16 protein-coding genes are annotated in these 21,664 nt (G+C 72.0%); 8 read left to right on the top strand and 8 right to left on the bottom strand.

Translation table 11 applies throughout. The annotated features are described in order from the left end of the window. Nucleotides 1–31: 31 nt before the first annotated feature. Both POL72_RS26920 and POL72_RS26915 read right to left on the bottom strand, forming a co-directional pair. The gene (locus POL72_RS26920) at nucleotides 32–3,403 is read right to left on the bottom strand and encodes a serine/threonine-protein kinase (RefSeq protein WP_272098478.1); all 3,372 of its coding nucleotides are present in this window, start codon (nucleotides 3,401–3,403) and stop codon (nucleotides 32–34) included. A gap of 8 nt (nucleotides 3,404–3,411) precedes the next feature. Beyond that, nucleotides 3,412–4,869: a sigma 54-interacting transcriptional regulator gene (locus POL72_RS26915; protein WP_272098476.1), complete on the bottom strand. Its 1,458-nt coding sequence runs from the start codon at nucleotides 4,867–4,869 to the stop codon at nucleotides 3,412–3,414. 303 nt (nucleotides 4,870–5,172) lie between these two features. On the opposite strand from POL72_RS26915, the gene POL72_RS26910 reads away from it, so the two are divergent. Continuing rightward, a complete protein-coding gene (locus tag POL72_RS26910; protein ID WP_272098474.1) occupies nucleotides 5,173–7,080 on the top strand; it encodes a M6 family metalloprotease domain-containing protein in 1,908 nt (635 codons plus the stop codon). Here the strand turns inward: POL72_RS26910 and POL72_RS26905 are convergent. Further along, complete coding sequence (locus POL72_RS26905; protein ID WP_272098472.1) at nucleotides 7,028–8,011, bottom strand: LysR substrate-binding domain-containing protein; 984 nt, start codon at nucleotides 8,009–8,011, stop codon at nucleotides 7,028–7,030. The genes POL72_RS26910 and POL72_RS26905 overlap by 53 nt on opposite strands. A 98-nt stretch (nucleotides 8,012–8,109) precedes the next feature. On the opposite strand from POL72_RS26905, the gene POL72_RS26900 reads away from it, so the two are divergent. Beyond that, nucleotides 8,110–8,958 (top strand): oxidoreductase, encoded by an 849-nt coding sequence (locus POL72_RS26900; RefSeq protein WP_272098471.1) that lies wholly within the window; start codon nucleotides 8,110–8,112, stop codon nucleotides 8,956–8,958. Between the two features lie 49 nt (nucleotides 8,959–9,007). Here the strand turns inward: POL72_RS26900 and POL72_RS26895 are convergent, their stop codons facing one another. Next, complete coding sequence (locus POL72_RS26895; protein ID WP_272098469.1) at nucleotides 9,008–9,547, bottom strand: hypothetical protein; 540 nt, start codon at nucleotides 9,545–9,547, stop codon at nucleotides 9,008–9,010. A 447-nt stretch (nucleotides 9,548–9,994) separates the two neighbouring features. On the opposite strand from POL72_RS26895, the gene POL72_RS26890 reads away from it, so the two are divergent. The 4 genes from POL72_RS26890 to POL72_RS26875 all read left to right on the top strand — a co-directional run bounded on the left by POL72_RS26890 (nucleotide 9,995) and on the right by POL72_RS26875 (nucleotide 13,844). After that, nucleotides 9,995–10,582, top strand: coding sequence for a LysE family translocator (locus POL72_RS26890; protein ID WP_272098467.1), 588 nt, complete (start codon nucleotides 9,995–9,997; stop codon nucleotides 10,580–10,582). A 3-nt stretch (nucleotides 10,583–10,585) separates the two neighbouring features. After that, nucleotides 10,586–12,025: an aminotransferase-like domain-containing protein gene (locus tag POL72_RS26885; RefSeq protein WP_272098465.1), complete on the top strand. Its 1,440-nt coding sequence runs from the start codon at nucleotides 10,586–10,588 to the stop codon at nucleotides 12,023–12,025. A gap of 62 nt (nucleotides 12,026–12,087) precedes the next feature. Then, nucleotides 12,088–12,303, top strand: a complete 216-nt coding sequence (locus POL72_RS26880; RefSeq protein WP_272098463.1) for a hypothetical protein — start codon at nucleotides 12,088–12,090, stop codon at nucleotides 12,301–12,303. Nucleotides 12,304–12,569: 266 nt separating this feature from the next. Further along, nucleotides 12,570–13,844, top strand: coding sequence for a Kelch repeat-containing protein (locus POL72_RS26875; protein WP_272098461.1), 1,275 nt, complete (start codon nucleotides 12,570–12,572; stop codon nucleotides 13,842–13,844). 60 nt (nucleotides 13,845–13,904) lie between these two features. Here POL72_RS26875 and POL72_RS26870 read toward each other — a convergent pair whose 3' ends face one another. Further along, nucleotides 13,905–14,600 carry an O-methyltransferase gene (locus POL72_RS26870; RefSeq protein WP_272098459.1) on the bottom strand — a complete coding sequence of 232 codons (696 nt, stop codon included), beginning with the start codon at nucleotides 14,598–14,600 and terminating at the stop codon, nucleotides 13,905–13,907. 132 nt (nucleotides 14,601–14,732) lie between these two features. Between POL72_RS26870 and POL72_RS26865 the strand changes: the two genes are divergently transcribed. Next, nucleotides 14,733–15,644: a LysR family transcriptional regulator gene (locus POL72_RS26865; RefSeq protein ID WP_272098457.1), complete on the top strand. Its 912-nt coding sequence runs from the start codon at nucleotides 14,733–14,735 to the stop codon at nucleotides 15,642–15,644. Nucleotides 15,645–15,649: 5 nt separating this feature from the next. Here the strand turns inward: POL72_RS26865 and POL72_RS26860 are convergent, their stop codons facing one another. Both POL72_RS26860 and POL72_RS26855 read right to left on the bottom strand, forming a co-directional pair. Continuing rightward, on the bottom strand, nucleotides 15,650–16,822 hold the full coding sequence (locus POL72_RS26860; protein WP_272098456.1) for an amidohydrolase family protein: 1,173 nt from the start codon (nucleotides 16,820–16,822) through the stop codon (nucleotides 15,650–15,652). 23 nt (nucleotides 16,823–16,845) lie between these two features. After that, nucleotides 16,846–19,044 carry a TOMM precursor leader peptide-binding protein gene (locus POL72_RS26855; RefSeq protein ID WP_272098455.1) on the bottom strand — a complete coding sequence of 733 codons (2,199 nt, stop codon included), beginning with the start codon at nucleotides 19,042–19,044 and terminating at the stop codon, nucleotides 16,846–16,848. A gap of 120 nt (nucleotides 19,045–19,164) precedes the next feature. Here POL72_RS26855 and POL72_RS26850 point away from each other — a divergent pair, with 120 nt between their 5' ends. Then, nucleotides 19,165–21,132: a RiPP maturation radical SAM C-methyltransferase gene (locus POL72_RS26850; protein WP_272098453.1), complete on the top strand. Its 1,968-nt coding sequence runs from the start codon at nucleotides 19,165–19,167 to the stop codon at nucleotides 21,130–21,132. Between the two features lie 21 nt (nucleotides 21,133–21,153). On the opposite strand, the gene POL72_RS26845 is transcribed toward POL72_RS26850, so the two are convergent. Continuing rightward, complete coding sequence (locus POL72_RS26845) at nucleotides 21,154–21,633, bottom strand: BMA_0021/BMA_0022 family TOMM bacteriocin (protein ID WP_272098451.1); 480 nt, start codon at nucleotides 21,631–21,633, stop codon at nucleotides 21,154–21,156. Between the last annotated feature and the right edge of the window lie 31 nt (nucleotides 21,634–21,664).

Here is a 21,664-nt window from a genome sequence, read left to right as displayed (position 1 = left end):
GCCGCAACGCTCCGCTGGCGCAGCTCACTCCTCAGCGCGCAACCGTGTCAGGCCCCTCGCCCGCGTGCCGCCGCGCCTCGACGAGGCGCGCGCCCACGGTCCGGGCGCGCAGCGGGTTCGCCTGGATCGCCGCCTCCAGGGCCTCGACTTCCCGCAGCGTGGCCTCTCTCCGGGCGGCCACGCCGGGCGCCGCCGCGGCGCGCAGGCGAAAGAGCCCGCCCTGGGCCACGAGCGCCCTGTCGAAGCGCGGGTTCAGATCGAGCGCCGCGCCCGCGTGCCGGAGCCCCTCGTCGATCTCGGCCGCGGCGTCCTGCCCGCGGCCCGCCCGCAGGGCGGCGCGGGCCTCGTGGATCTCGGCCAGCAGCGCGTAGATCCGCGGATCGGCGCGCGGCTCGCCGAGCAGCACGGGCCGGAGCGGGACGAGCGCCGCGTCGAGCAGCGCCGCGTCCGGACGGCCCCGCTGCGCGCTCCACCGGAAGGCGAGGAGCTCCGCCTCGGCGCGCTGCGCCCGGTCCGACACGTCCCAGGGCGCCTCGACGAGCCTGCGATCCAGCGTCTCGCGCGCCACCTGGAGCGCGGCCGCCGGGTCCTCGACCCGCGCGAGCCGCACGCGTGCCTCGAGCATCGCCAGCATCGCCCGCAGCGACTCCGGATAGGCGGCCGCGCCCGGCGCCATCGCCCGCGCGCTCTCCTGGACGCGCGCGAGCGCCGGGCCAGGATCGGCCCCCGCGTCCAGCGCGTGCATCGCCAGCGCGTGATCCAGCCAGAGCCGCCAGTAGGGAGCCCCGGTCCAGGAAGGATCGCTCCGGCGCGTCGCCTCGATCACCGCGTGCACCCGCTGGACCGCCTCCTCCGGAGAGCGGCCGGCGCGGACGAGGTGCTCGACCTCGTAGAAGCCGGTGGTCAGGCGCGACGTTCGCGCGCTGCCGAACCCTGGATCGAGCGCCAGGACCTGGTCGCAGCGATCCTCGGCGCGCTCGAACGACCCCTTCGGGTCGAGGCCGCGCAGGGACTCGTAGCGGCCGCGCTCGGCGTGGACGACGCAGAGCTCGTTGAGGGCCCAGGCGAAGTCCGGCTCGCGCTGGAGCGCGGCCTCGTAGCCCTGGACGGCGCGCTCGAGGGCCTCGCCCTGGTCGCGGCCGATCAGGTCCGCGTGGTAGGCCCGCGCGCGGAAGACCGAGGCGGCCACGTACCGCGCCATGGCGTCGTCCGGGCTCCTGGCGAGCGCCTCCTCGGCGCGCGCGGTCGCCTCGGCGAGGGCCGCCTCCGCGTCCTCGCCCTCCTGCATCCCGCTCGCGACCCACCAGGCGAAGCAGCTGTGGACCCAGGCCAGCTTCACGTACGCCTCGGCGCTCCGCGGGCTCGCCGCGAGCGCCCGCCCGCAGGCCTCCCGCGCCCGCTCGAAGCTCGGGCGCATCGACGCGCCGTGCTTGCCGGCGGCGTTCATGGTCTGGGTCCAGAGCTCGCACGCGCCGGCGTGGACCGACGGGTCGGATCGGCCGTGGTCGGCGGCGATCCGGTACGCCTCGGCGGCGCCGTCGAAATGGCCCTTCATCCGCTCGAAATCGAAGGCGGCGTCGTGGCGGTAGCGGCTCCCCATCGCGAAGAGCACGTCGCCCTCCAGCTTCTTCGCCGCGTAGAGCCACGGCGCCCCCGCGAACGCGGCCCGGGCCTTCTCCAGCGCGTCCTCGTGCCTGCCCTCGGCGAGCGCGAGCAGCCCCTCGGCGTACGCGGGCGCATCGACGGCGCCGCCGAGCGCCGCGCGGAGGTGCAGGACCGCCGGGGCCTTGAGCTCGGCCTCCAGCGCGGCGATGCGCGCCGCGCGCTGCGCCGGGTTGCGGATGCGCCGGGCCTGCTCCAGGCCGCGGCGGTAAAGTTCGGAGAGCGCCGCGCCGGCGGCGTAGTCGAGCCCCGGCGATCGGTAACCCGCCTGCTCGGCCGCCCGGAGGTGCTCGATGGCGGCGGCCGGCTCCTGGAGCGCCAGCAGGCCGCGGCCGAGCGCGTACTCCCCGGGGCCGCGGCCGCTCTCGCCCGCCTGCGCCATCCGGGCCTCCACGGCCCTGAGCCGGGCGCGGACCACGTCGCGCTCGCGCTCGACGTCGTGGAGCGGCATCGCGTGGGCGCCGACGAGGAAGAGCTCCATCTCCTTCACGGTCTCGCCGAGCTCGCGCGCGAGCTCCGCCTGCTCCGCGGCGGCGCGCCGGCTCCGGACGGAGAGGCCGGCGACGGTGAGCGCCGCGACGACCAGCGCGGCCACGCCAGCGACGGCCGCCCGGTGCCGGCGCGCGGCCCGGGCCAGGCGTCGGCCGAGGGAGGCGCGGCGCGCGAGCACCGGATCGCCGTCCAGGAAGCGCTGCAGGTCCTCGCCGAGCGCGCGCGCCGACTCGTAGCGGGCGCCGGGCTGCTTCTCGAGGCAGCGCATCACCACCGCCTCGAGATCCTGGGGGATGTCGCGGTCCAGGGTCCGCAGCGGCGTCGCGTCCGCCTCCAGCACCTGGCGGAGCACGTCCATCACGGCGCCCCCCGTGAACGGCGGGCGGCCGGCGAGCAGCGCGTAGAGCGTCGCGCCCAGGCCGTAGACGTCGGTCCGCCGATCGAGGGCGTGCACCCGCCCCGCGGCCTGCTCCGGCGCCATGTACGCGGGGGTTCCAAGCAGGGCGCCGGTCAGGGTGGGCCCGCTCTCCCCCGCCTCGCGCGCGATGCCGAAGTCCATGAGGTAGGGGCGGTAGGCGCCGTCCGTGCCCCGCTCCAGCATGACGTTGCTCGGCTTCACGTCGCGGTGCACGAGGCCGAGCCGGTGCGCCTCGTGGAGCGCGGCGGCGATGGCCCGGGCGACGCGCACCTTCTCCTCGAGGGTCAGGTCGCCGCGGGCGTCCTGGAGCGAGGGGCCGTCGATGCAGCGCATCACGAGGAAGGGCACGTGATCGGCGACGCCGGCCTCGTGGACCTCGCAGACGTTCTCGTGGCGGAGCCGCGCCTGGGAGCGCGCCTCGCGCAGGAAGCTCCCGTCGATCTGCGCGCCCGCCGAGAGGAGCTTGATGGCGACGCGCCGGCGGAGCCGGAGGTCCCGCGCCCGGTAGACGACGCCCATGCCGCCGCGGCCGAGGAGGTGGAAGTCTTCGAAGCGCGCGTGGAGCGAGGGCGGTATCGGCGAGGGCGCGGCGGGCGTGGACTCGCGCGCGGCGGCGGAGCGCCGGCTCTCCTCGCCGAGGCCAAGATCGGAGGTGGCGTCGGGCGCGGCGGGCGTGGCCTCCGACGCAGCGGGCGAAGCCTCGGAAGCGGCCCCGGGCGCGGCGGGCGCGGCCCCGGGCGCGGCAGCGGTGGCCGGGCCGGTGACGGTCGCGTCGTCGCGGCCGCGTCGCGGCCACGGCGGGGCGTCGACGCGGGGCTCGTCGCCGTCCACGGGCAGGATCATCTGGCGCGGAGGCCGTGGCGCTGGATCAGCCGGTGGACGAGCTGGCGGGAGACGCCCATCGCGTCGGCCGCGTGCGAGATGTTGCCCCCGTGCTGGCGGAGCTTCTCGGTGACGTAGGCGCGCTCCAGCTCCTCCAGCACGACCTCCCGCGCTTCGGGCAGCGGCAGCTCGAGGAGCCTGCGGAGGCGCGCGTCCCCGGGCCCTGCTGCCGCCGCGCCCGACGAACCCGCTCCGGAGGGCGCAGCGCCCGACGAAGCCGCTCCGGAGGGCGCAGCGCCCTGGGGATCGGGGCGCGCCGCTTCCGCGCTGGAGCTCCCCTGCGGCGCCGCCGGCGCAGCGCCGATGATCTCGTGGAACAGCTCGGGGAAGAGGACGAGCCGCGCGACGGTGTTCCGGAGCTCGCGCACGTTCCCCGGCCAGTCGTACGCCTCCAGCAGCGGGAGCGCGCCCGGCGGCAGGTCGGCGAGCGCGCGCGGCGGATCCCGCGCGACGAGGAAGCGCTCGACCAGGAGCGGGATGTCGTCCTTGCGCTCCCGGAGGGCGGGGACATGGACGTCCACCACCGAGAGCCGGAAGTAGAGATCGGCCCGGAACGAGCCGTCCTGGGCCTTCGCGCGCAGGTTCCGGTGCGTGGCCGCCACGATCCGCGCATCGAAGGGGAGCCACTCGTTCGATCCGATCCGCCGGATCTGCCGCCCCTCGATGGCGCGGAGGAGCTTCGGCTGGAGCTCGAGCGGGAGCTCGCCGATCTCGTCGATGAAGAGCGTGCCCCGGCTCGCCTGCTCGAGCAGACCCGGCCGCGCCGCCGCGGCGCCCGTGAACGCGCCCCGGGCGTGGCCGAAGAGCTCGCTCTCCACAAGGTTCGGCGCGATGGCGCCGCAGTCCACGACCACGAAGGGGCCGTCCTTGCGGCGGCTTTGCGCGTGGATCGCCCGCGCAAGCACCTCCTTGCCGGTGCCGGACTCGCCCAGCAGGAGCAGGGTCTCGTCGGTCGGGGCCGCGCGCTCCAGCCGGGCGAACAGCGCGCGCATGGGGAGGCTCCGCCCCGCGGCCTCGCCGAACGCGTCCGCGGCGGAGAGCGGCAAGACAGCCGCGGGGCCCGCAGCGCCGACGACGATCTCGGAGCCGCCGACCGTGGCGGGGACGCCCGGCGGGAGGAAGGCCTCGCGGATCCGGACGTCGCGGATCAGCGTGCCATTCTTGCTGCCCAGATCGCGCAGGAGCACCCCCTGCTCGGTCAACCGGATCTCGCAGTGCCGGCGCGACGCGCGTGGATCGGCGAGGACCAGATCGCAGTCCGCGCCCGCGCCGACGAGGAGGGGACGCAGATCGAGCGGCGTCGTGAGCGTGCGCCGGTCCGGGAGGGCGACGGTCACCGAGACGGCCGGGAGCCGGAGAGAGCGCCCCTGATCGAAGCTCGTGAGCGTGCAGGCCTCCCCGGAATCGTCGCCCATGATCGCCATGGTGCCCCTGGAGGGGGCCGCGTCAACCGGGAACCGGCGCGCGCGCGGGGCCGCAGCGGCGCCTGCAGCGCGCCGCCGGCGCGCCTGCAGGACCGCTGTCACGCCGCCGCGACAGCATCCGTCGCGCGCGCGCGACAGCTGTCCCGGCGGCGTGTCGGCGCGGGGCGCAGCGCTGACCGAAGACGCGCGGATCAGCCTCGAAACGCGCCGATTCGTGCAGCAGACCGAGGCCGGCACATGCGTTGCGATGCGCCCCTCGAACGCGGCGAAACGCGGATCGAGGAGGACACGGACATGACGTCTCGGAACAGCAGCACAGGCCACGTGGAGCACCAGGAGATCGCCGGCGCGCGGCGCGGAGGGCGGCTCGGGCTCGTCGCGCTCGCCGCGCTGGCGAGCGCCGTCTCGGCGAGCCGCCCTGCGGCCGCGGTGAGCGCCGAGCCCGGGCTGCGCGAGATCCGGCTCGACCCGACCGGCGCGACCTTCCGCGCCGAGGTGATCGGCGACGAGCACTTCGACTACCTCCGGATGGCGGACGGCACCGCCGTCGTGCTCAACGACCTCTCGGGCGACTACGAGGTCGCGGAGCTCGGATCGGACGCGCGCGGCGCCCTCAAACTCGTCCCCTCCGGGGTGCTGGTCCGCGATCTCCGCGGGCACGGCGGCCCCGTGGATCCGGCGCTGCTCCAGCGCATCGACGACGAGGCGCTCGATACCTTGTGGGAGGCGGCGATCTCGCGTTCCCGGGGCGCGCTCTCGTTCGCGGCGGCTCCGACGGTGATCACCGGGATCCGGCGCCCCCTGCTCACCATCCTGCTGGAGTTCACCCAGGGGGGCGGGCTCGCCACGCCAGGCGCGTTCACCGGCAGCTTCACCACCGACATCGCGTACTGGAAACAGACGATGTACGGGGGCCTCCCGGGCTCGGTGAACCATTACTATGCCGACATGTCGCGCGGGAAATTCTCCTTCACCCGCGCGAAGGAGACCCAGGGCACCGCCAACGACGGCATCGTCCGGATCAAGCTCCCGTTCGCGCACCCCAACAGCAAGAAGGATTTCTCCCTCCTTCAGCTCTACCTGAAGGAGGCGCTGGTGATGGCGGATCCCTACGTCAACTTCGCCTCCTACGACACCAATGCAGACGGCAAGGTCCGCGGCGACGAGCTCAACGTGGTCTTCATCGTGGCCGGCTACGAGACCGCGAACACGAGCAAGACGCCATCCATCTGGGCCCATGCGAAGGGCTTCGAGGACCCGATCACCCTCGACGGGAAGGTCCTCACCGGCTATGCCGCGCTCGGCGAACGGCAGGTCCACTCCGTCGGCGGCGCGCCCACCACGATGCCGGCCACGGTGGGTGTCATCGTCCACGAGCTCGGGCACGCGGCGGTCGGCCTCCCGGATCTCTACAAGGGCCCGACCCCGCTCGGGTCATGGTGCGTGATGGCGAGCGGGAGCTGGGGGAGTACGAGCGGCTCGCCCGCGGGCTCGATGCCCGTGGCGATGGGCGCCTGGAGCCGGATCCGGGCCGGATTCCTGGCGCCGACGGTGATCGAGCCCGGGGCCCCGCCACAGGACATTGCCATCGTCCGGACGGCCGGCGCGGAGTTCCTCGGACAGGGCGTCGAGCCGACGATTTACAAGTTCGAGACCTCGGATCCGGACCAGTACTTCCTCATCGACAACCGCCAGAACGAGGGGTACGACCGCGGCCTGCAGCGCTGGTTCGACTTCGATGACGTCTCCGGCGGCGTGGCGATCTACCGCGTCGACGAGGCCAGGAAGGCGGGCGCAGGGAAGATCGCGGTCATGGCGAACAACCCCAGCTCACCGAGCTCCCTCGCCAACCTCTACAACGACGAGGGGGGCCGGACCTTCACGCCGCTCACCGACCCGAGCAGCGACGACGCGGACGGGCAGTTCACAGGGCTCTCGGTCACGGACTTCAACGTTTCCGGGCCGATCATGCTCGCGCACGTGAGCTACGTCCCCTTCGCCTGCAACGCGATCACCGCGTCCGTGGCGGAGCACGAGATCCACGGCCGCGCCCACAAGCAGATCGTTGACCTCGGGGGCAACCAGATCTTCCTTGGATACCGCACGACGGGCGTGCAAGAGGCGCTCGGGTTCGACGAGGACGAGATCGTCACGCTCCACGTGGAGGCGCCCGGTCTGTGGAGCATCGGGGAGTGCGAGTGAGCGGCTTGGCCCCCTGCCCGCGGAAGCTCGTGACCGTCTCGATCAGCGCGCGAAGCTTCGGCTGCTCCTGGGTGCGCGCGGGAAAGTAGAGGCAGAAGCCGGGTCCCTTCGTGAGGAACGCCTCGAGCACGCGCTCCAGCCGGCCATCGGAGAGGTCGCGCTCGATGGCCTGGTCCGGCACGTACGCGAGGCCCGCCCCCGCGCACGCGAGCGCGACCATGAGCCCGATGTCGTCGGTGACGATGCCGCCGGGGACGTCGACCGTGATCGTCTTGCCCCGGCGTTCGAGCTCCCAGCGATAGACGACGCCGCTCGCGAGGAGGCGCTGGCGGATCGCGCGATGGCGCACGAGGTCCTCCGGCGCGCGCGGCCGCCCCGCCTTCGCGAGGTAGGCCGGCGAGCCGACGATCGACCACGACGAGTGGTTCGAGATCGGAACCCGCACCATGTCCTTCTCGACCGAGTCGCCGAGCCGGATGCCCGCGTCGAAGCCGGAGGCCACGAGATCGACGAAGGCGTCGTCGAGCGAGACCTCGATCGACAGCTCCGGGTACGCCTCCCGCATCTGCGCCACGAGCGGGGCGACGAGCCACGCGCCGCTGATGCGCGGCGCGGTGATGCGGAGGTTGCCGGAGGGGCGCCCTCGGTAGTCGCCGAGCGCGGCGAGCGCGTCCTCGACGTCGGCGATCGCGGGCCGCAGGCGCTGAAAGAGGCTCTCGCCCGGCTCCGTGAGCGCCACGCGCCTCGTGGTCCGCTGGAACAGCACAACGCCGCACCGCCGCTCGAGGAGCTTGATCTTCTGGCTCACGGCGGTCGGGGTGACGCCGAGCGCGGCGGCCGCGGCGGTGAAGCTCTTGTGGCGGCCACGGCGAGGAACGTCGTGAGCCCGTCGAGCGCGTCGGTCATGCTCGATCATGAACCGTAGGTTCATAAAGCATCAACCTCTTCGCGCATTTTCTTCATGCTCGGGATGTTGCATCTTCCGTCGTGTGAGGGGCGCAGCGCCCCGGCCACGAAGAGGAGATCCCCATGGAAACGAGCAAGCACGAGCGGGTGTGGTTCATCACGGGCGCGTCGCGCGGCATCGGCGCGGAGATCGCGAAGGCGGCGCTCGCCGCCGGAGATCGGGTGGTCGCCACCGCGCGCGATCCGAAGAGCATCACGGACCGCTTCGGGCGGGCCGAGGCGCTCCTCCCCGTCGCGCTCGACGTGACGGACGAGGCGTCCGTCGCCGCCGCGGTCGAGGCGGCCATCGCTCGGTTCGGCCGGATCGACGTCCTCGTGAACAACGCCGGTTACGGCGTCATGGGCGCGATCGAGGAGACCTCGGGGGACGAGGTCCGGCGCGTCTTCGAGACGAACGTGTTCGGCCTCCTCGCGGTGACGCGCGCCGCGCTCCCGCAGCTCCGGAAGCAGCGCGCCGGCCAGATCCTGAACATCTCGTCGCTCGGCGGCTACCGGTCGGGCGCCGGGTTCGGCGTTTACTGCTCGACGAAGTTCGCGATCGAGGGGCTCTCGGAGGCGCTCCACGCCGAGCTCGCGCCGCTCGGCATCGCGGTGACGGTCATCGAGCCGGGCTACTTCCGGACGGAGTTCCTGGAGGCGAAGTCCGTCGTCGAGACGGGCAAGGTCATCGCCGATTATGCGGACACCGCGGGCAAGGTCCGGAGCTACGCGAAGACGGTCAGCCTCCAGCAGCCTGGCGACCCGGAGCGGCTCGCGCGCGTGGTCGTCGAGCTCTCCCGCGCGAAGAATCCCCCGCTCCGCCTCCCGCTCGGCAGCGACACCGTCGCCGCGATCGAGGCGAAGAACGCGTTCGTGGCGCAGGAGCTCGCCGCGTGGCGCGCCGTCGCGGAGTCGACGGACTTTCCCAAATGAAGCGAGGTTGACACCCCCGGAGGCACGAGCGCGCAGGGAGAGACGGGGGTCACGCGCCCGCCGCCTCCGGGTCGTTCACCACGGGCGCCTCGATCTCGGGCCATCCCGACATCGGGTCCGAGAAGTCGAAGAAGCGAAACTCGTACGGGCACGCCCAGATGCACCCTTCGACGACGAGCATCACGGCCGACGGTTCGAAGCGCATCTCCGCCCAGCAGAAGGCGATCCCGTCCTTCGCGTCATCCGGCAGGTGGTCGCGGCGCCTCCCGGTATCGAGCTCCACCACGGTCTGGCCCTGGTAGTCCTCGCCGCACACCAGGTAGTCGTGGCCGTTCGGGTGCGCCTCGACGAACAGGAAAGGGAACCAGTCGAAGTTCCTCTGCACGACGGCGATGGGATCGGCAGAGGCGGTCCTGTAGACCTCGCCCTGGGCGTAGTCCCAGGTGCCACGTCCCGTCGAGAAGCTCGACACCACGAGCCTGTACTTCCCCGTGGGGCTCGAGATCTCGCGGCGCGAGCCCTCCCGCTCGTTCTCCGGCCGGAAGAACGCCGCCTTGTCGGGCGCGCCTGCCGCGGATTCGTCGGTCATGTCTGCTCTGCGCCCACGGGCCTCGTCCGGCTGTGCCGCTCCGACGGGTACAGGTACGCGATCAAGCCGTCTCCGCGCCAGCAGGAACGTGGAGTCTGGCCGGCGCGATGGCGTCCGCCGGCGCGTCGCAGCCGCTGGCGGCGTCCACGTCCGATGCGCACCCCTGGCGCCGGGTGGTCGGGTACTTACTCCACCCTGCCCGAAGGATGGAACCGCCAAGGCGCCATGAGACGCCAAGATTTTTGTGTTTTTCTTGGCGTCTCATGGCGCCTTGGCGGTTCAAAAGACCCCACCTTCGGCCAAAGTACCCCACCACCGGGCGCCGGGCCCTTCGCTGTACCGGTCGCGCGACTGACACAGTGCTTTCGTGCGGCGCGTCCCCTGTGCCTTCACCGGCGAGCACCGTCTCCTTACGCTCCGGGCCATCCCCGACCGGAGCGTTCTGCGATGACCGAGCTGCTGCCCCTTCTGACCTATTGCTTCGTGATGTCGAGCACCCCTGGGCCGAACAACATGATGCTCACCGCCTCGGGCGCCAACTTCGGCTACCGCCGATCGCTGCCGCATCTCCTGGGCATCGGCGTGGGCGGCGCGGTCCAGACCTTCGTCGCCTGCCTGGGCCTCGGCGCGCTGTTCGCCGCCTACCCGGCGCTGCACGGCGTGCTGCGCGTGACCGGCGCGCTGTACCTGCTGGTGCTGGCGTGGAAGCTGACCGGCGGCGCCGCGGTCAAGGGCGCCGAGGTGCCGCGGCCGCTGTCGTTCGCGCAGGGGGCGCTGTTCCAGGCCGTCAACCCGAAGAGCTGGGTCAAGGCGATCACGGTGGCCTCGGTGTTCATGCCGTCGGGCATGGGCGTGGCGAGCGGCGCCCTGCTCGTGTCCGTCGTCAGCCTCGCCATCACCTTTCCGTGCACCTCGGCGTGGGCGCTGTTCGGCGTGGCGATCCGGCGATTTCTGACCGATGCGCGACGGCACAGGCTGTTCAATGGCATCATGGCCGGCGCGCTGGCGGTGCTGGCGCTCCTGTTCCTGCGTTGACCCATGTTCTCGCTCGACCGCGACTCCGCCGTTCCCCTGGCCGACCAGATCGAGGCGCGGCTGCGCGCGCTGATCGAGGGCGCGCAGCTGCCGCCCGGCGCGCGGCTGACGTCGATCCGCCAGCTGGCGGCGCAGCTCGGCGTGAGCCCCAACACCGTGGTGACGGCCTACGATCGGCTGGTGGCGGCCGGGCTTCTCGAGTCGCGAGGCACGGCCGGGTTCTTCGTGTGCGAGGCGGCCTCGGCCATGCCCAGCGAGGCGTGGCTGGAGGCCGGCGAGGAGCAGGAGCCGGTGTGGCTGGCGCAGCAGTCCAACGACCAGCGCGCCGGCGTGCTGCTGGCCAGCAGCGGCGCGCTGCCGGCGAGCTGGCTGAGCGACGCCATCCCTGCGACGGTTCTCCAGCGCGCGCTCGCCCGCAACGACGCCGGCATGGCGGCGCGCTGTCCGCCGCAGGGGCTACCCGAGCTGCGGGAGCGCATCGCGATGCTGATGCGCTCCCAGGGCCTCGCGGCCGACGCGGGCCGCGTGCTCACGACCTGGGGCGGCACCCATGCGATCGACCTGATCTGCCGGGCCTACCTCCAGCCAGGCGACGCGGTGCTGGTGGAAAACCCGGGCTATTTCCTGTTGTTCGGCCGCCTGCGGCAGGCGGGCTACCGCCTCGTCCCGGTGGCGCGAACGCCGGACGGCGTGGATCCGGGGGCGCTGGAGGCTGCGTGCCGCGAGCACCGGCCCAAGCTCATGTTCCTCCAGAGCGTGCTGCACAACCCGACCGGCTGGGGCTCGAGCGCCGCCAACCTGCACCGCGTGCTGACGATCGCGCACCAGCACGGTGTCCTCATCGCCGAGGACGACGTGCACGGTCACTTCCACCCCGGGCATCCCACGCGGCTGGCGCAGCTCTCGGGGCTGGACGGGGTCATCTATTACTCCAGCTTCTGCAAGGCGCTGAGCCCGGCGCTGCGCCTCGGCTACATCGCGGCCGAGCCAGGGCGGCTGAAGCCCCTCTTGCGCGAGAAGATCTATTCGGTGCTGACGACCGGCGCGCTGAACGAGCTCGTGCTCCTGGAGGTGCTGTCGGCCGGCAGGTGGCGCAAGCACATCGATCGGCTGCAGCAGAAGCTCGGCGCGGCACGGAACGCAGCGGCGCGCCGGCTGCGCGACGCCGGCGTGCTGCTGGACCACCCGGGTGAAGGCGGGCTGTTCCTCTGGGGCGCGGCGCCGCGCGGGGTGGACGTCGACGAGCTGGTGCAGGACGCGTACCTCAACAAGATCCTGCTGGCGCGCGGGGCGACGTTCATGGCGGATGGGGCGGGCGATCCGCATATCCGGTTCAATGTGGTGTTCAGCCAGCACGTGCGGGTGGCGGAGTACCTGGGGCCGCGGTTTGCGGCCGTGGCGAGCGCGCGAGGGGCGATGGAGAGGGCGGTGGTAGGGGTTTAGCGGGCATAGGCGTTGACCAAGCTCGTTCGGTCATCGAAGCCCGCCCCCCATCGATCACCAGCGTGAACGTGAACGTTTACGTGAACGTTTACGTGAACGTTTACGTGAACGTTTACGTGAACGTTTACGTGAACGTTTACGTGAACGTTTACGTGGTCGTGGTCGTGGTCGTGGTCGTCCACGGCCAACCGTTGACGACCACGACCACGACCACGACCACGATTACGACCACGACCACGATTACGACCACGACCACGACCACGATTACGACCACGTAGACGTTCGATGTAGGAGAACGCGGCGCGAAGCTTGGTTAACGCCTATGGCGCGTAGCGGGGGGAGAGGGTCCCCGCGAGCGGGGTACAGAGTCCACTCTCCGCATCGCGGAGCATACGAACCGTCAAAGCGCTCGCCCGGTCAAGCGCGCTGCGGGACGCGCCCCGTTCCAGCTTAACGACCATCTGGTATGGTCTTCTGTTGCGCTCCATGGCGCGTCCCCAGCACGGGACGGCTGCCACTCCTCCAGCTCCTGACGAGGTCCTACATGTCCACCATCGGTCGTCGCCATCATCGTCGTCTGGTCCCCTTCCTTTCCCTCGCCGTGCTCGCGATCGCAGGCTGCGGTGCTGGGGCGGAGCCTGAACCCCTCGCCTCGGATGCGCTCGCGGAGGGGGCGCTGGAGGTGAACTCGGCGCCATTGGCCCACCACCACGCCAAAAAGAAGAAGTGCCGCCGCCACGTCGGCGTCCACGCGGAGTGGTCCTCGGTGGCACCGCTGCCGGTGGCGCGAGAGCGGCACATCGCCCTGCTCATGCCGGACGGCCAGGTGTTGGTCGCCGGCGGCAGCGGCGATTATCCCTACCCCACGACGGTCGATTTCTACAATCCCGCCGCTGACACGTGGACGACCGGTGACACGCTGCCCTACCCCATGTCCCCCGTTGGCGCGGCGCTCCTCCAGGACGGCAGGGTGCTCTTCAGCCCAGGCGGGCTTGTCTACGATCCGAGCACGGGCACGACGGCGAGCGTCCCGCTCACGCCCGGCGAGGCGGCCCGTGGTTGGGAGTTCGCTTATACCGCGCTCACCCTCCTGCCGGACGGGCGGGTGTTGCGCACGGGCGGCAGCGACGACGACAGGAGCCTCAAGGAGGCCGTGCTCTACGACCCCGCCACGAACACATGGTCCAGCGCAGCGTCAATGTCGGTGACCCGCTACCTTCATACGTCGACGCTGCTCCAGGACGGGCGCGTGCTCGTCGTCGGCGGCTACACGTTGAACGGCAACGAGATGCCCCAGGGCCGCACCAGCGTGGAGATCTACGATCCGGCCACGGGCGCCTGGGCGGCGGCGGCGCCGACGAACCTGCCCCGCATGCAGCACACGGCCACGCTGCTGCCGAGCGGGCGCGTGCTGGTGGTGGGCGGCGGCGGCAGGATCTACGGCGGCACCGAGGAGGAAATCGAGATCCTCGTCGACGCCGGGGAGACCGCCGAGATCTACGATCCCGCGAACGACACGTGGACGTTGACCGCGCCGCCGAACTTCCTCCACACGTGGGCTTCCGCCGTCGCGCCCATGTCCCACGGCCGCGTGATGGCCGTCGGCAGCGACGGCGCCGAGATCTACAAGGAGGCGAACGGCAGCTGGACCGCGATCGACGAGCCGATCCAGAGGGGCTTCCACACCGCGACGACCCTGCAAGACGGCTCGGTCCTCATCACGGGCGGGTATGACGCGACGTACTTCAGCAATCCGCCAACCCTCGCGAGCGTGGAACGGTACGGAGGATGCGAGTGCAAGAACGAGAAGAAGCATTGATGCACACACGCCGCTGCGCGCTGCTCGCCTCGCGCGAGGCGAGGAACGAGGCGACCTGTCTCACGCCCCGCCCTCGCGCCCGTCGCGGCCATGCCAGCAGGAGACCTCCAGCCTGTCCCCCAGCGGGATCTCCACCGACCCGTAGCCGCTGCCCGCGCCGCGCACGTACTCGAGGTACGGCCGCAGGTCATCCGGCGCGATGTCGAGATCGTCCGCAACGATGAGCGCGCCCCTCCGCAACCGGGGCTCAAGCATCTGGAGCACCGGCAAATAGAGGTTCTTCCATCCGTCCAGCAGAACCAGATCGATCGGCCCCTCCACGTCACGCAGCGTCACCAGCGCGTCTCCCTCCCTGATCTCGACGAGCTCCCCGAGCCCGCTCTCCTCGAGGTTGTGCCGCGCACGCCGAACCTTCTCCGGGTGCATCTCGCTGCCGATCACCCGCCCGCCGCCCCCGGCATCGCGGACGGCCGCGGCCAGGAACACCGTCGAGATCCCGAACGACGTGCCGAACTCCACCACCGTGCGCGCCCTCGTCGCGAAGGCGAGCAAGTGCAGTAGCCGCCCGACCTCGCGGGAAACCGGCAGATACGCGTCGGCGAGCAGGTGGGCGAGCCTCTCGGGGTCGGGGCTCGGCCCGCGGCGCTCCAGGTCGCCGCGGACACGGGCGATGATGCCCGGATCGCCGCTGTCGGCGTCCTGGAAGAGGCGGTCGAGGGTCCTTTGAACGCGCGGCGAATCGAGGGTGGTGCTCATGATGACGGGTCTCCTCCCGGCAGGCCCATGGCGACGGCTCCCCTGCCCTCGCGGCTGCCCTGGTCGACACCCAACCTGCGCCCGAACAGACATGACTTCCAGTGCATCTACGGTAAGTTATTGCTGCGTCCCATGCACTCCATCGATCTGAACCTGCTCGTCGCGCTCGACGTGCTCCTCGAGGAAGAGAGCGTCCTCCTGGCCGCGAAGCGGATGCACCTCAGCCCCTCGGCCATGAGCCGCACGCTCGCGCGCGTCCGCGAGGCCGTGGGCGACCCGATCCTCGTGCGCGCCGGCCGGCGGCTCGTGCCCACGCCGCGCGCCGCGGAGCTGCGCCCGCGCGTGCGCGCGGTGGTCGCCTCGGCCAGCGCGGTCCTCCGCGAGCGGGGCGCGCTCGACGTCGCCGCGCTCACCCGCAGCTTCGCCGTCAGGACCAGCGACGGCTTGCTCGGGCTCGTCGGCGCCCCGCTCCTCGACGCCCTGAGGGCCGAGGCCCCGGGCGTCACGGTCCGCTTCCTCCCCGAGGGCGACGAGGACGTCGCCGCGCTCCGGGAGGGCCGGATCGATCTCGACATTGGCATCATCGGCGACATGGGCCCGGAGATCCGCGTGCAGGCGCTCGTCAAGGACCGCTTCGTGGGCGTGGTGCGCCGCGGCAGCCCGCTCGCGTCCGGCAAGGTGACGCTGCAGCGGTTCGTCGAGCACGCGCACCTCGGCGTCTCCAGGCTGGGCAAGACCTGGGGGCCCATCGACGAGGCCCTCAAGAAGAAAGGGCTCGCCCGGACCACCGCGGCCGTGGCGTCAGGCCACTACGCGGCGCTGTGCCTCCTCGCCAGCTCCGACCTCGTCGGCGCGTTCCCGTCGAACTGGCTCGCGCACGCCGCCCCGCGCTTCGATCTCGTCACGTTCCCGCTGCCCGTGACCACGCCGGCCATCACCATCTCGCAGGCGTGGCACCCCCGCTTCGACGCCGACCCCGCGCACCGATGGCTGCGCGACCGGCTCCGCCGCGTCTGCCGGTCGCTGGCGGAGTTCGGGGCGTAGGCACGCTAACGCCTCTCCGTGGGCACACCATAGAACCGCGCCGGGTTATCCCATAGAAGCTTCCGCACCGATGCTTCAGGAAGGAAGCGTCGGAGCGAGAGCGCCTCGTCCACGATGTCGTCGTCGTGATCCAGGTGGGGGAAATCCGTTCCGAAGAGCAGGTTGTCCACTCCGATGTGCTCCGCGAGGACCGGCAGGTAGGGCTCGTCAGGCTCCAGGCCCACCATGCACTGGCGTCGAAAATAGTCGGAGGGCGCCCGGCGCACCGTCTCGGCCACCTCGCCCGACAGGTGCTTGTACTCCACCGCATCGAGGCGGTGCAGCCAGTACGGTACCCAGCCACACCCGGACTCGAGGAACGCGACGCGCAGCCCCGGGTGGCGCTCGAGCACGCCCCCCTCGATCAGCGCGAGCAGGGCCATCATCTGCTCCATGGGGTGCGAGCAGGCATGCAGCGCGAAGCGGCTCTCGAACCGATCCGCGCCCGCCGTGGGCAGCCGCGCGTGGGTGCCCTCGTGGATCGCTACCGCGACGGAGAGCTGCTCGCAGGCAGACCAGAACGGCTCGTACGCCGGATCGCCGAGCAGCCTGCCCTTGACCGGGTTGGGCCGCAGCACGACAGCGGTCCACCCGAAGCCCGCGACCCGGCGGAGCTCGTCGACCATCGACGCAGGGTCGTGCGGGCTGATGAGCCCCACGCCCCGCAGCCGCTCCGGATCGCGGCGGCAGAAGCCTCGCAGCCACGTGTTGTAGGCGCGGGCGAACGCGCTTCCGAGGCGCGGGTCCAAAGAATCGAAGCCGAGCAGGTAGGTGGCGAACGTGGGGTAAAGAAACGAGATGTCGATTCCGGCGTGATCCATCGCGCGGAGCTGGCCGTCGGGCGCGGCGGCCGCCGCGAGGTGCCCGGGCCTGCAGAAGGCCGCCCACGCCAGCTCGATCTGGGCGCGCGGCGACACCTTCTGCCAGAGCGACTGGCCGTCCAGCATGGGCACCGGCGGCAGCGGGATCGTCGCCCTGGGGCCGTAGCGCGCCAGGCGCTCCGCCATGGGCTCGGACGGCTCCACCGGCTGGAGGTAAGGCGCGTGATCCTTGAACTCGGGCTCAAGGTACTCCCGCCACATCTCGATCGGCTCGATGACGTGCCGATCGGCGTCGATGATCCGGAGTCCGTCTCGCATGAGGCACCTCGTCTCGGGCGCGCCTAGAGGTAGAGGGGCACCGGGTTGAGCTCGGGCTCCGCGAGCGGCGCCGCCACCCACCCGAGCGCGACCGGGACGTCGTAGAGCCGACCCGGCCCGAAGCGCGGCCAGAAATGACGCAGGCCCGGCACGACGACCTTCACGGCGACGAGGCCGAGATCAGGGCGCGTCTGGTCGAGCACCAGCGTCTCGAGCCCGGCGCCGGCGGCGCGCTCGACGCAGGCGCGCACGTCGTCCCTCAGGTCGCCGTGATGGGTTTGAAGGAAGTCCACGCGCCGCCGCGCCGCCGTGGCGTCGGGGAGCAGGAGGGCGCCGTCGCCGAGCGCGTCTTGCTCCCATGGCGCGGCGTGGCTGCGCGCCGGATCGAAGAGCTGATTGAGCTCCGTGAGCGCTCGCTGGACGCCGAGGCGGGCGTCGAAATGGCAGCCGAAGCCGACGCAGAACCGGCCTGTGTCGGCGGCCCGCGACACCGCGGCAAACGCCGGGATCCGGAGATCGGTCGTGAGGTCGAGCACCCAGATCCGATGGCCCAGGGAAGCATAGTGGGCCGAGAGCGTCCTGAAATAAGGCTCGTCGAAGCTGTCGAGATCGACGGCCGGACGGCGGGCGCGGTTGTACCACCAGAGGGCGACCGAATCCCGCTCCACGAGCTCGAAGAACGCCTGGAGAACGGCCTCCTCCACGCAATTTCCGGCGGCGTGTCCGTTGGGGTTCACATAACAGAAGCGCTCCCCGGGCGGCGTCGGCACGTGCTGATAGCAGTAAGCTGTCGGCACCCACCGCCGCCGCTCGTGCGTGAGCGACCAGACGGGAGTCCAGTCGATCTCTGCCCGCTCGTCGAAGGGCAGCGGGACCAGCCGCTTCTCGTCGCTGACGCCGGCGTTCGTCGCGTCGCGCGCCCGGAGCTGCGCCGGGCTGTAGTTCTGGAGGGCGTCCGGGTGGACCGCCGCGTCCCCGAGGTCGACGAAGCGCGCGCGCACGCGGGCCTCGTCCCCCTGGAAGAGGGCGCTGTAGCGCTCGATCGCCTCGCTGAGCGCGCTGGCGCGCGCCTGTGCGGCGGTGCGCCCCTTGCCCATGCTCGTCCGGTGGAAGTCGTCGAACGAGGGAGCATCGCCGGCGGGACAGACGCGGTACGCGGCGCCGTGCACCGGCCGCAGCGGGTGATCGCGCCCGGGGATGGGCCCGGCGCTGGCGATGGCCCCGGTGAGCGCGTCGACGTGGCGCTCTATCCGCGCCAGCGTGTCCTCCGGCGGGGCGACGCGGTGGCCGCCGTCGTCGGTGAAGCGCTTCGGGCGGCTCTGCAGGACGACCGGCGACAGGGCACGTCGCCTCACCATCTCTCCGTCGCCGCACACGGGACACTGCGGACGCCGCGTCACCGGGCGCTCCACGCACGCGAAGCGCGGCAGCTCCAGGGTCAAGAGGTGCTCGTCGATGCGACCGGCGCCGCCGTCCGCGATCCAGCGCGCCAGGGTGATGCTGGCGAAATGGGCGCCGGCGCGCACGCTCGAGGGCAGCTCCGCCCGCGGCGCCGTCAGCGGGCCGGGGACGCCGCTGCGCCGCTCCAGGTAGACCTCCACGGGGCGGTTCTCCCGGAGGCGGTGCGCGACGCACGCCCAGCAAGGCCCGCCGCCGGGGCCGAACATGGGGCCCACCCAGAGGAGGGTGCCCGTCGGCTTGACGAGCGCCCACCGCGCCTTCCTGTCGAGCGCCCGGCGATTCCAGCGCTCGATATCGCGGTGCAGGTAGTCGCGCGTGACGACGATCTCCACCTCGGCCTCGGCATCCACCCGCACGCCGGCGTCGCAGAGGGCCTCGACGAGCGGCCCGGCCTCCGCTCCGCCGGCCGCGTGGACCGCGACCGGCGTCGCGGCGAGCCGCTCGGCCGCGCGAGCTGGGTCGACGCCCTGCGCGCGCCAGAAGGCTGCGCCCTCGGGCAAGCCCCCCTCTGCTGCCGCGATGAGATACCCTCGCTGCTCGAGGATCGTCAGCGCGTAAAGGACCTCCGCCTGCGCCCTCTGCCCGTCGAGCGCGTCGATGATCTGCGCGACGGTGCGGCGCCCGTCGGCGAGGCGCGCTGCCAGCGCATAGGCGCGCCCATGCAACATGAACTGCTCGCGCTCGCCGATGACGAAGGCACGCTCGTCGTCGAGCAGCTGGAGGCGGAGGTGCTCTTTGAGCCGGAGGACCCTGTTCAGCATCGGCGTTCGCGGCGTGACCACGCCACGCGCTCGGGCCGCGCGAGATCGCAGCTGGCCCTGACGTCCCCTTTTGTCGGGCAGTCCAGGGCAGTATACTCGCCCTCTCCAGAAAAGACGACGATGAATGCCCTCACGCTCGAGCCGCCTGTCACGGAACGCCGCGCGCCCCCGATCGCGCTGGCGGACGTGATCTCGACGGCGGACGCCTTGCTCATCGTGCCCCCGTTCGCGCGTCTCGACCTCCCGCACCTCGGGCTGCACCTCCTCCAGGCGTGCGCGAGGCGGGCCGGGTTCGAGGTCGCGGTGCTGTATGCCGGCATGTACCTCGCCCGCGAGATCGGCGACGCCGCTTATTACGCCATCGCAGAGAGCGCCACGCCCCACCTGCTGGGAGAGCGCATCTTCGCCCGCGCCGCCTACGGGGTCGACCTCCTCGGCCGGCGCGCCGAGGCCGCGCTCGCGGACCTCCGCCTGGAGCTCGGGTACGGCCCTCGCCGGTGCACCGTGGACCGCGATCTCCTGCGCCGCCTCGCCCTGCACGCCGAGGGGTGGGCAGACCGGATGGCCGCGGCGCTCGCCGAGATCGGATGTCCCATCGTGGGGTGTTCCACGATGTTCGAGCAGACGGCGGCGAGCATCGCCCTCCTCTCGCGGCTGAAGCGGCTCCGGCCGTCGACGGTGACGCTGCTCGGCGGCGCCAACTGCTTCGACGCCATGGCCGGAGGGATCGCCGCGCTCTCCGGATCCATCGACTACGTGTTCTCCGGGGAGAGCGAGGCCGCGTTCCCTGCCTTCCTCGCGGGTGCCCGGCCGAGCGGCCGTATCGTCGAGGGCGCGCCGTGCATGGACCTCGACGGGCTGCCGACGCCGGATTACGCCGACTTCTATCGCCAGCGGCGCGCCTGCCTGGGCGACGGCCCGGCCGAGCGCGACGGCCTGCTGCTCTCGGTTGAGAGCAGCAGGGGCTGCTGGTGGGGGCAAAAGCACCACTGCACCTTCTGCGGTGTCGCCGTCATGCGGTACCGCGAGAAGTCGCCCGATCGCGTGATCGAGGAGCTGAGGGAGCTGCTTTCTGCGCACCCGTCGCGGCGCATCCACTTCACGGACGACATCATGCCGCACACGTACTTCAGGACGCTGATACCGCGCCTCGGCGATGAGCTCCCGGGGCTCACGATCTTCTACGAGCAGAAGGCGAACATCACGCTGGAGCGGCTGATCGCGCTCCGGCGGGCGGGCGTCTCGATCATCCAGCCTGGCATCGAGGCGCTGTCCTCGTCGCTGCTCGCGCGCATGGACAAGGGGCTCCTCGCGCGCCAGAACGTCGCGCTCCTGCGTTACGCGCGCGCGCTCCGGGTCAACCTCGTCTGGGGCCTGCTCCACGGGTTCCCCGGAGACGGCCGCGATGACTACGACCACTACCTGGCGCTGCTGCCGCTCCTGCGCCACCTCGAACCGCCGCGCGACCTCCTCCCGCTCGCGCTGTTCCGGTTCAGCCCTTACGGCAGGTGGCCCGAGCGCCACGGGATCGCGAACTTCCGCCCGGCTGCGGCGTACGCCGACGTCCTGCCCGACGGCGCCGACGCAGGGCGGCTGGCCTACCAGTTCGAGGGGGATTTCGACAGCATCATCAGCCAGGACCCGGAGCTCTGCGCGGCCATCCGCGCGGAGATCCGGGGCTGGAACGCGGACTGGATCGAGAGGGCTCCTCGCCTGCCGGAGCTGTCGATTCAAGGGTTCGGGCCGGACATGTACCTGCTGACGGACACCCGCGGCCTCCCGGGCGCGCCGGAGGTGCAGCTGCTCCCGGTCCGACAGGCCGCGGCCGTGCTCGTGGGGCGCCCGCTGGACGGCCGCGGCGAGCTGGCCGAGGAGCAGCGCTGGGCCGTTGCCAACCGGTACGCCGTGGAGCTGGATGGGTGGCACGTCCCCCTGGCGACGGCGCCCGGCGACGTGCTGGCGCGGTTCGAGCGAGAGCACGGCGCCGCCGCCGGGGCCCGCGGCGCTGCGATGGACCCCGGGCAGCGCACGGGCCTCGTGACGCCCGCGGCGCTGTCGCGGCGAGCCCGCGCGACGGCGGGGCGCTGAGGCGCCGCGAGGGAGCAGCGCTCAGCAGGTCGAGAAGGGGTAGGTCCGGCCCGAGTGCGCGTAATCGGCCAGGGCGACGGCTTGTTCCGCGTCGGGCGGCGCCGGCGGGAGCCACATGACCACCTTCGTCGGCGGCAGACTCCAGCTCCCGGAGTTCCCTTTCTGATGCCACCCCATGGGCGCGTGAGCGCCCGCCGACCCGCCCTCGTGCGCCGGCGGATGCGGGGGCTCGAGCACCATGAGGTCCAGGTAAGCGGGCAGGTTGAAGCCGAACGCCAGCCGGATGGCCTCTCGCGCGTTCTCGAGGAGCTTCTCCCTGAACTCATTATCGTTCCATGCGCGCGCGACCGTCTGGAGCCAGACGTACCTCCATCGCTCGTTCGACAGCCACGAGTCGAGGCTGCTGTCGCTGTTCACCTCGGCGGCGATCCCGCCGCCGAAGAAGTTCTCCACGTGATGCATCGGGTTCTTGGTCGGATGCTTCTTGTGCTCGTCGTTCACTCTTCGGTCTCCTGCCTGCCAGGGCGCATTC

It is taken from the genome of Sorangium aterium, from assembly GCF_028368935.1.
Lineage (GTDB): Bacteria > Myxococcota_A > Polyangia > Polyangiales > Polyangiaceae > Sorangium > Sorangium atrum.
The sequence above is the reverse complement of the archived record's forward strand: the minus strand, read 5'-3'. Positions and strand labels throughout refer to the sequence as shown.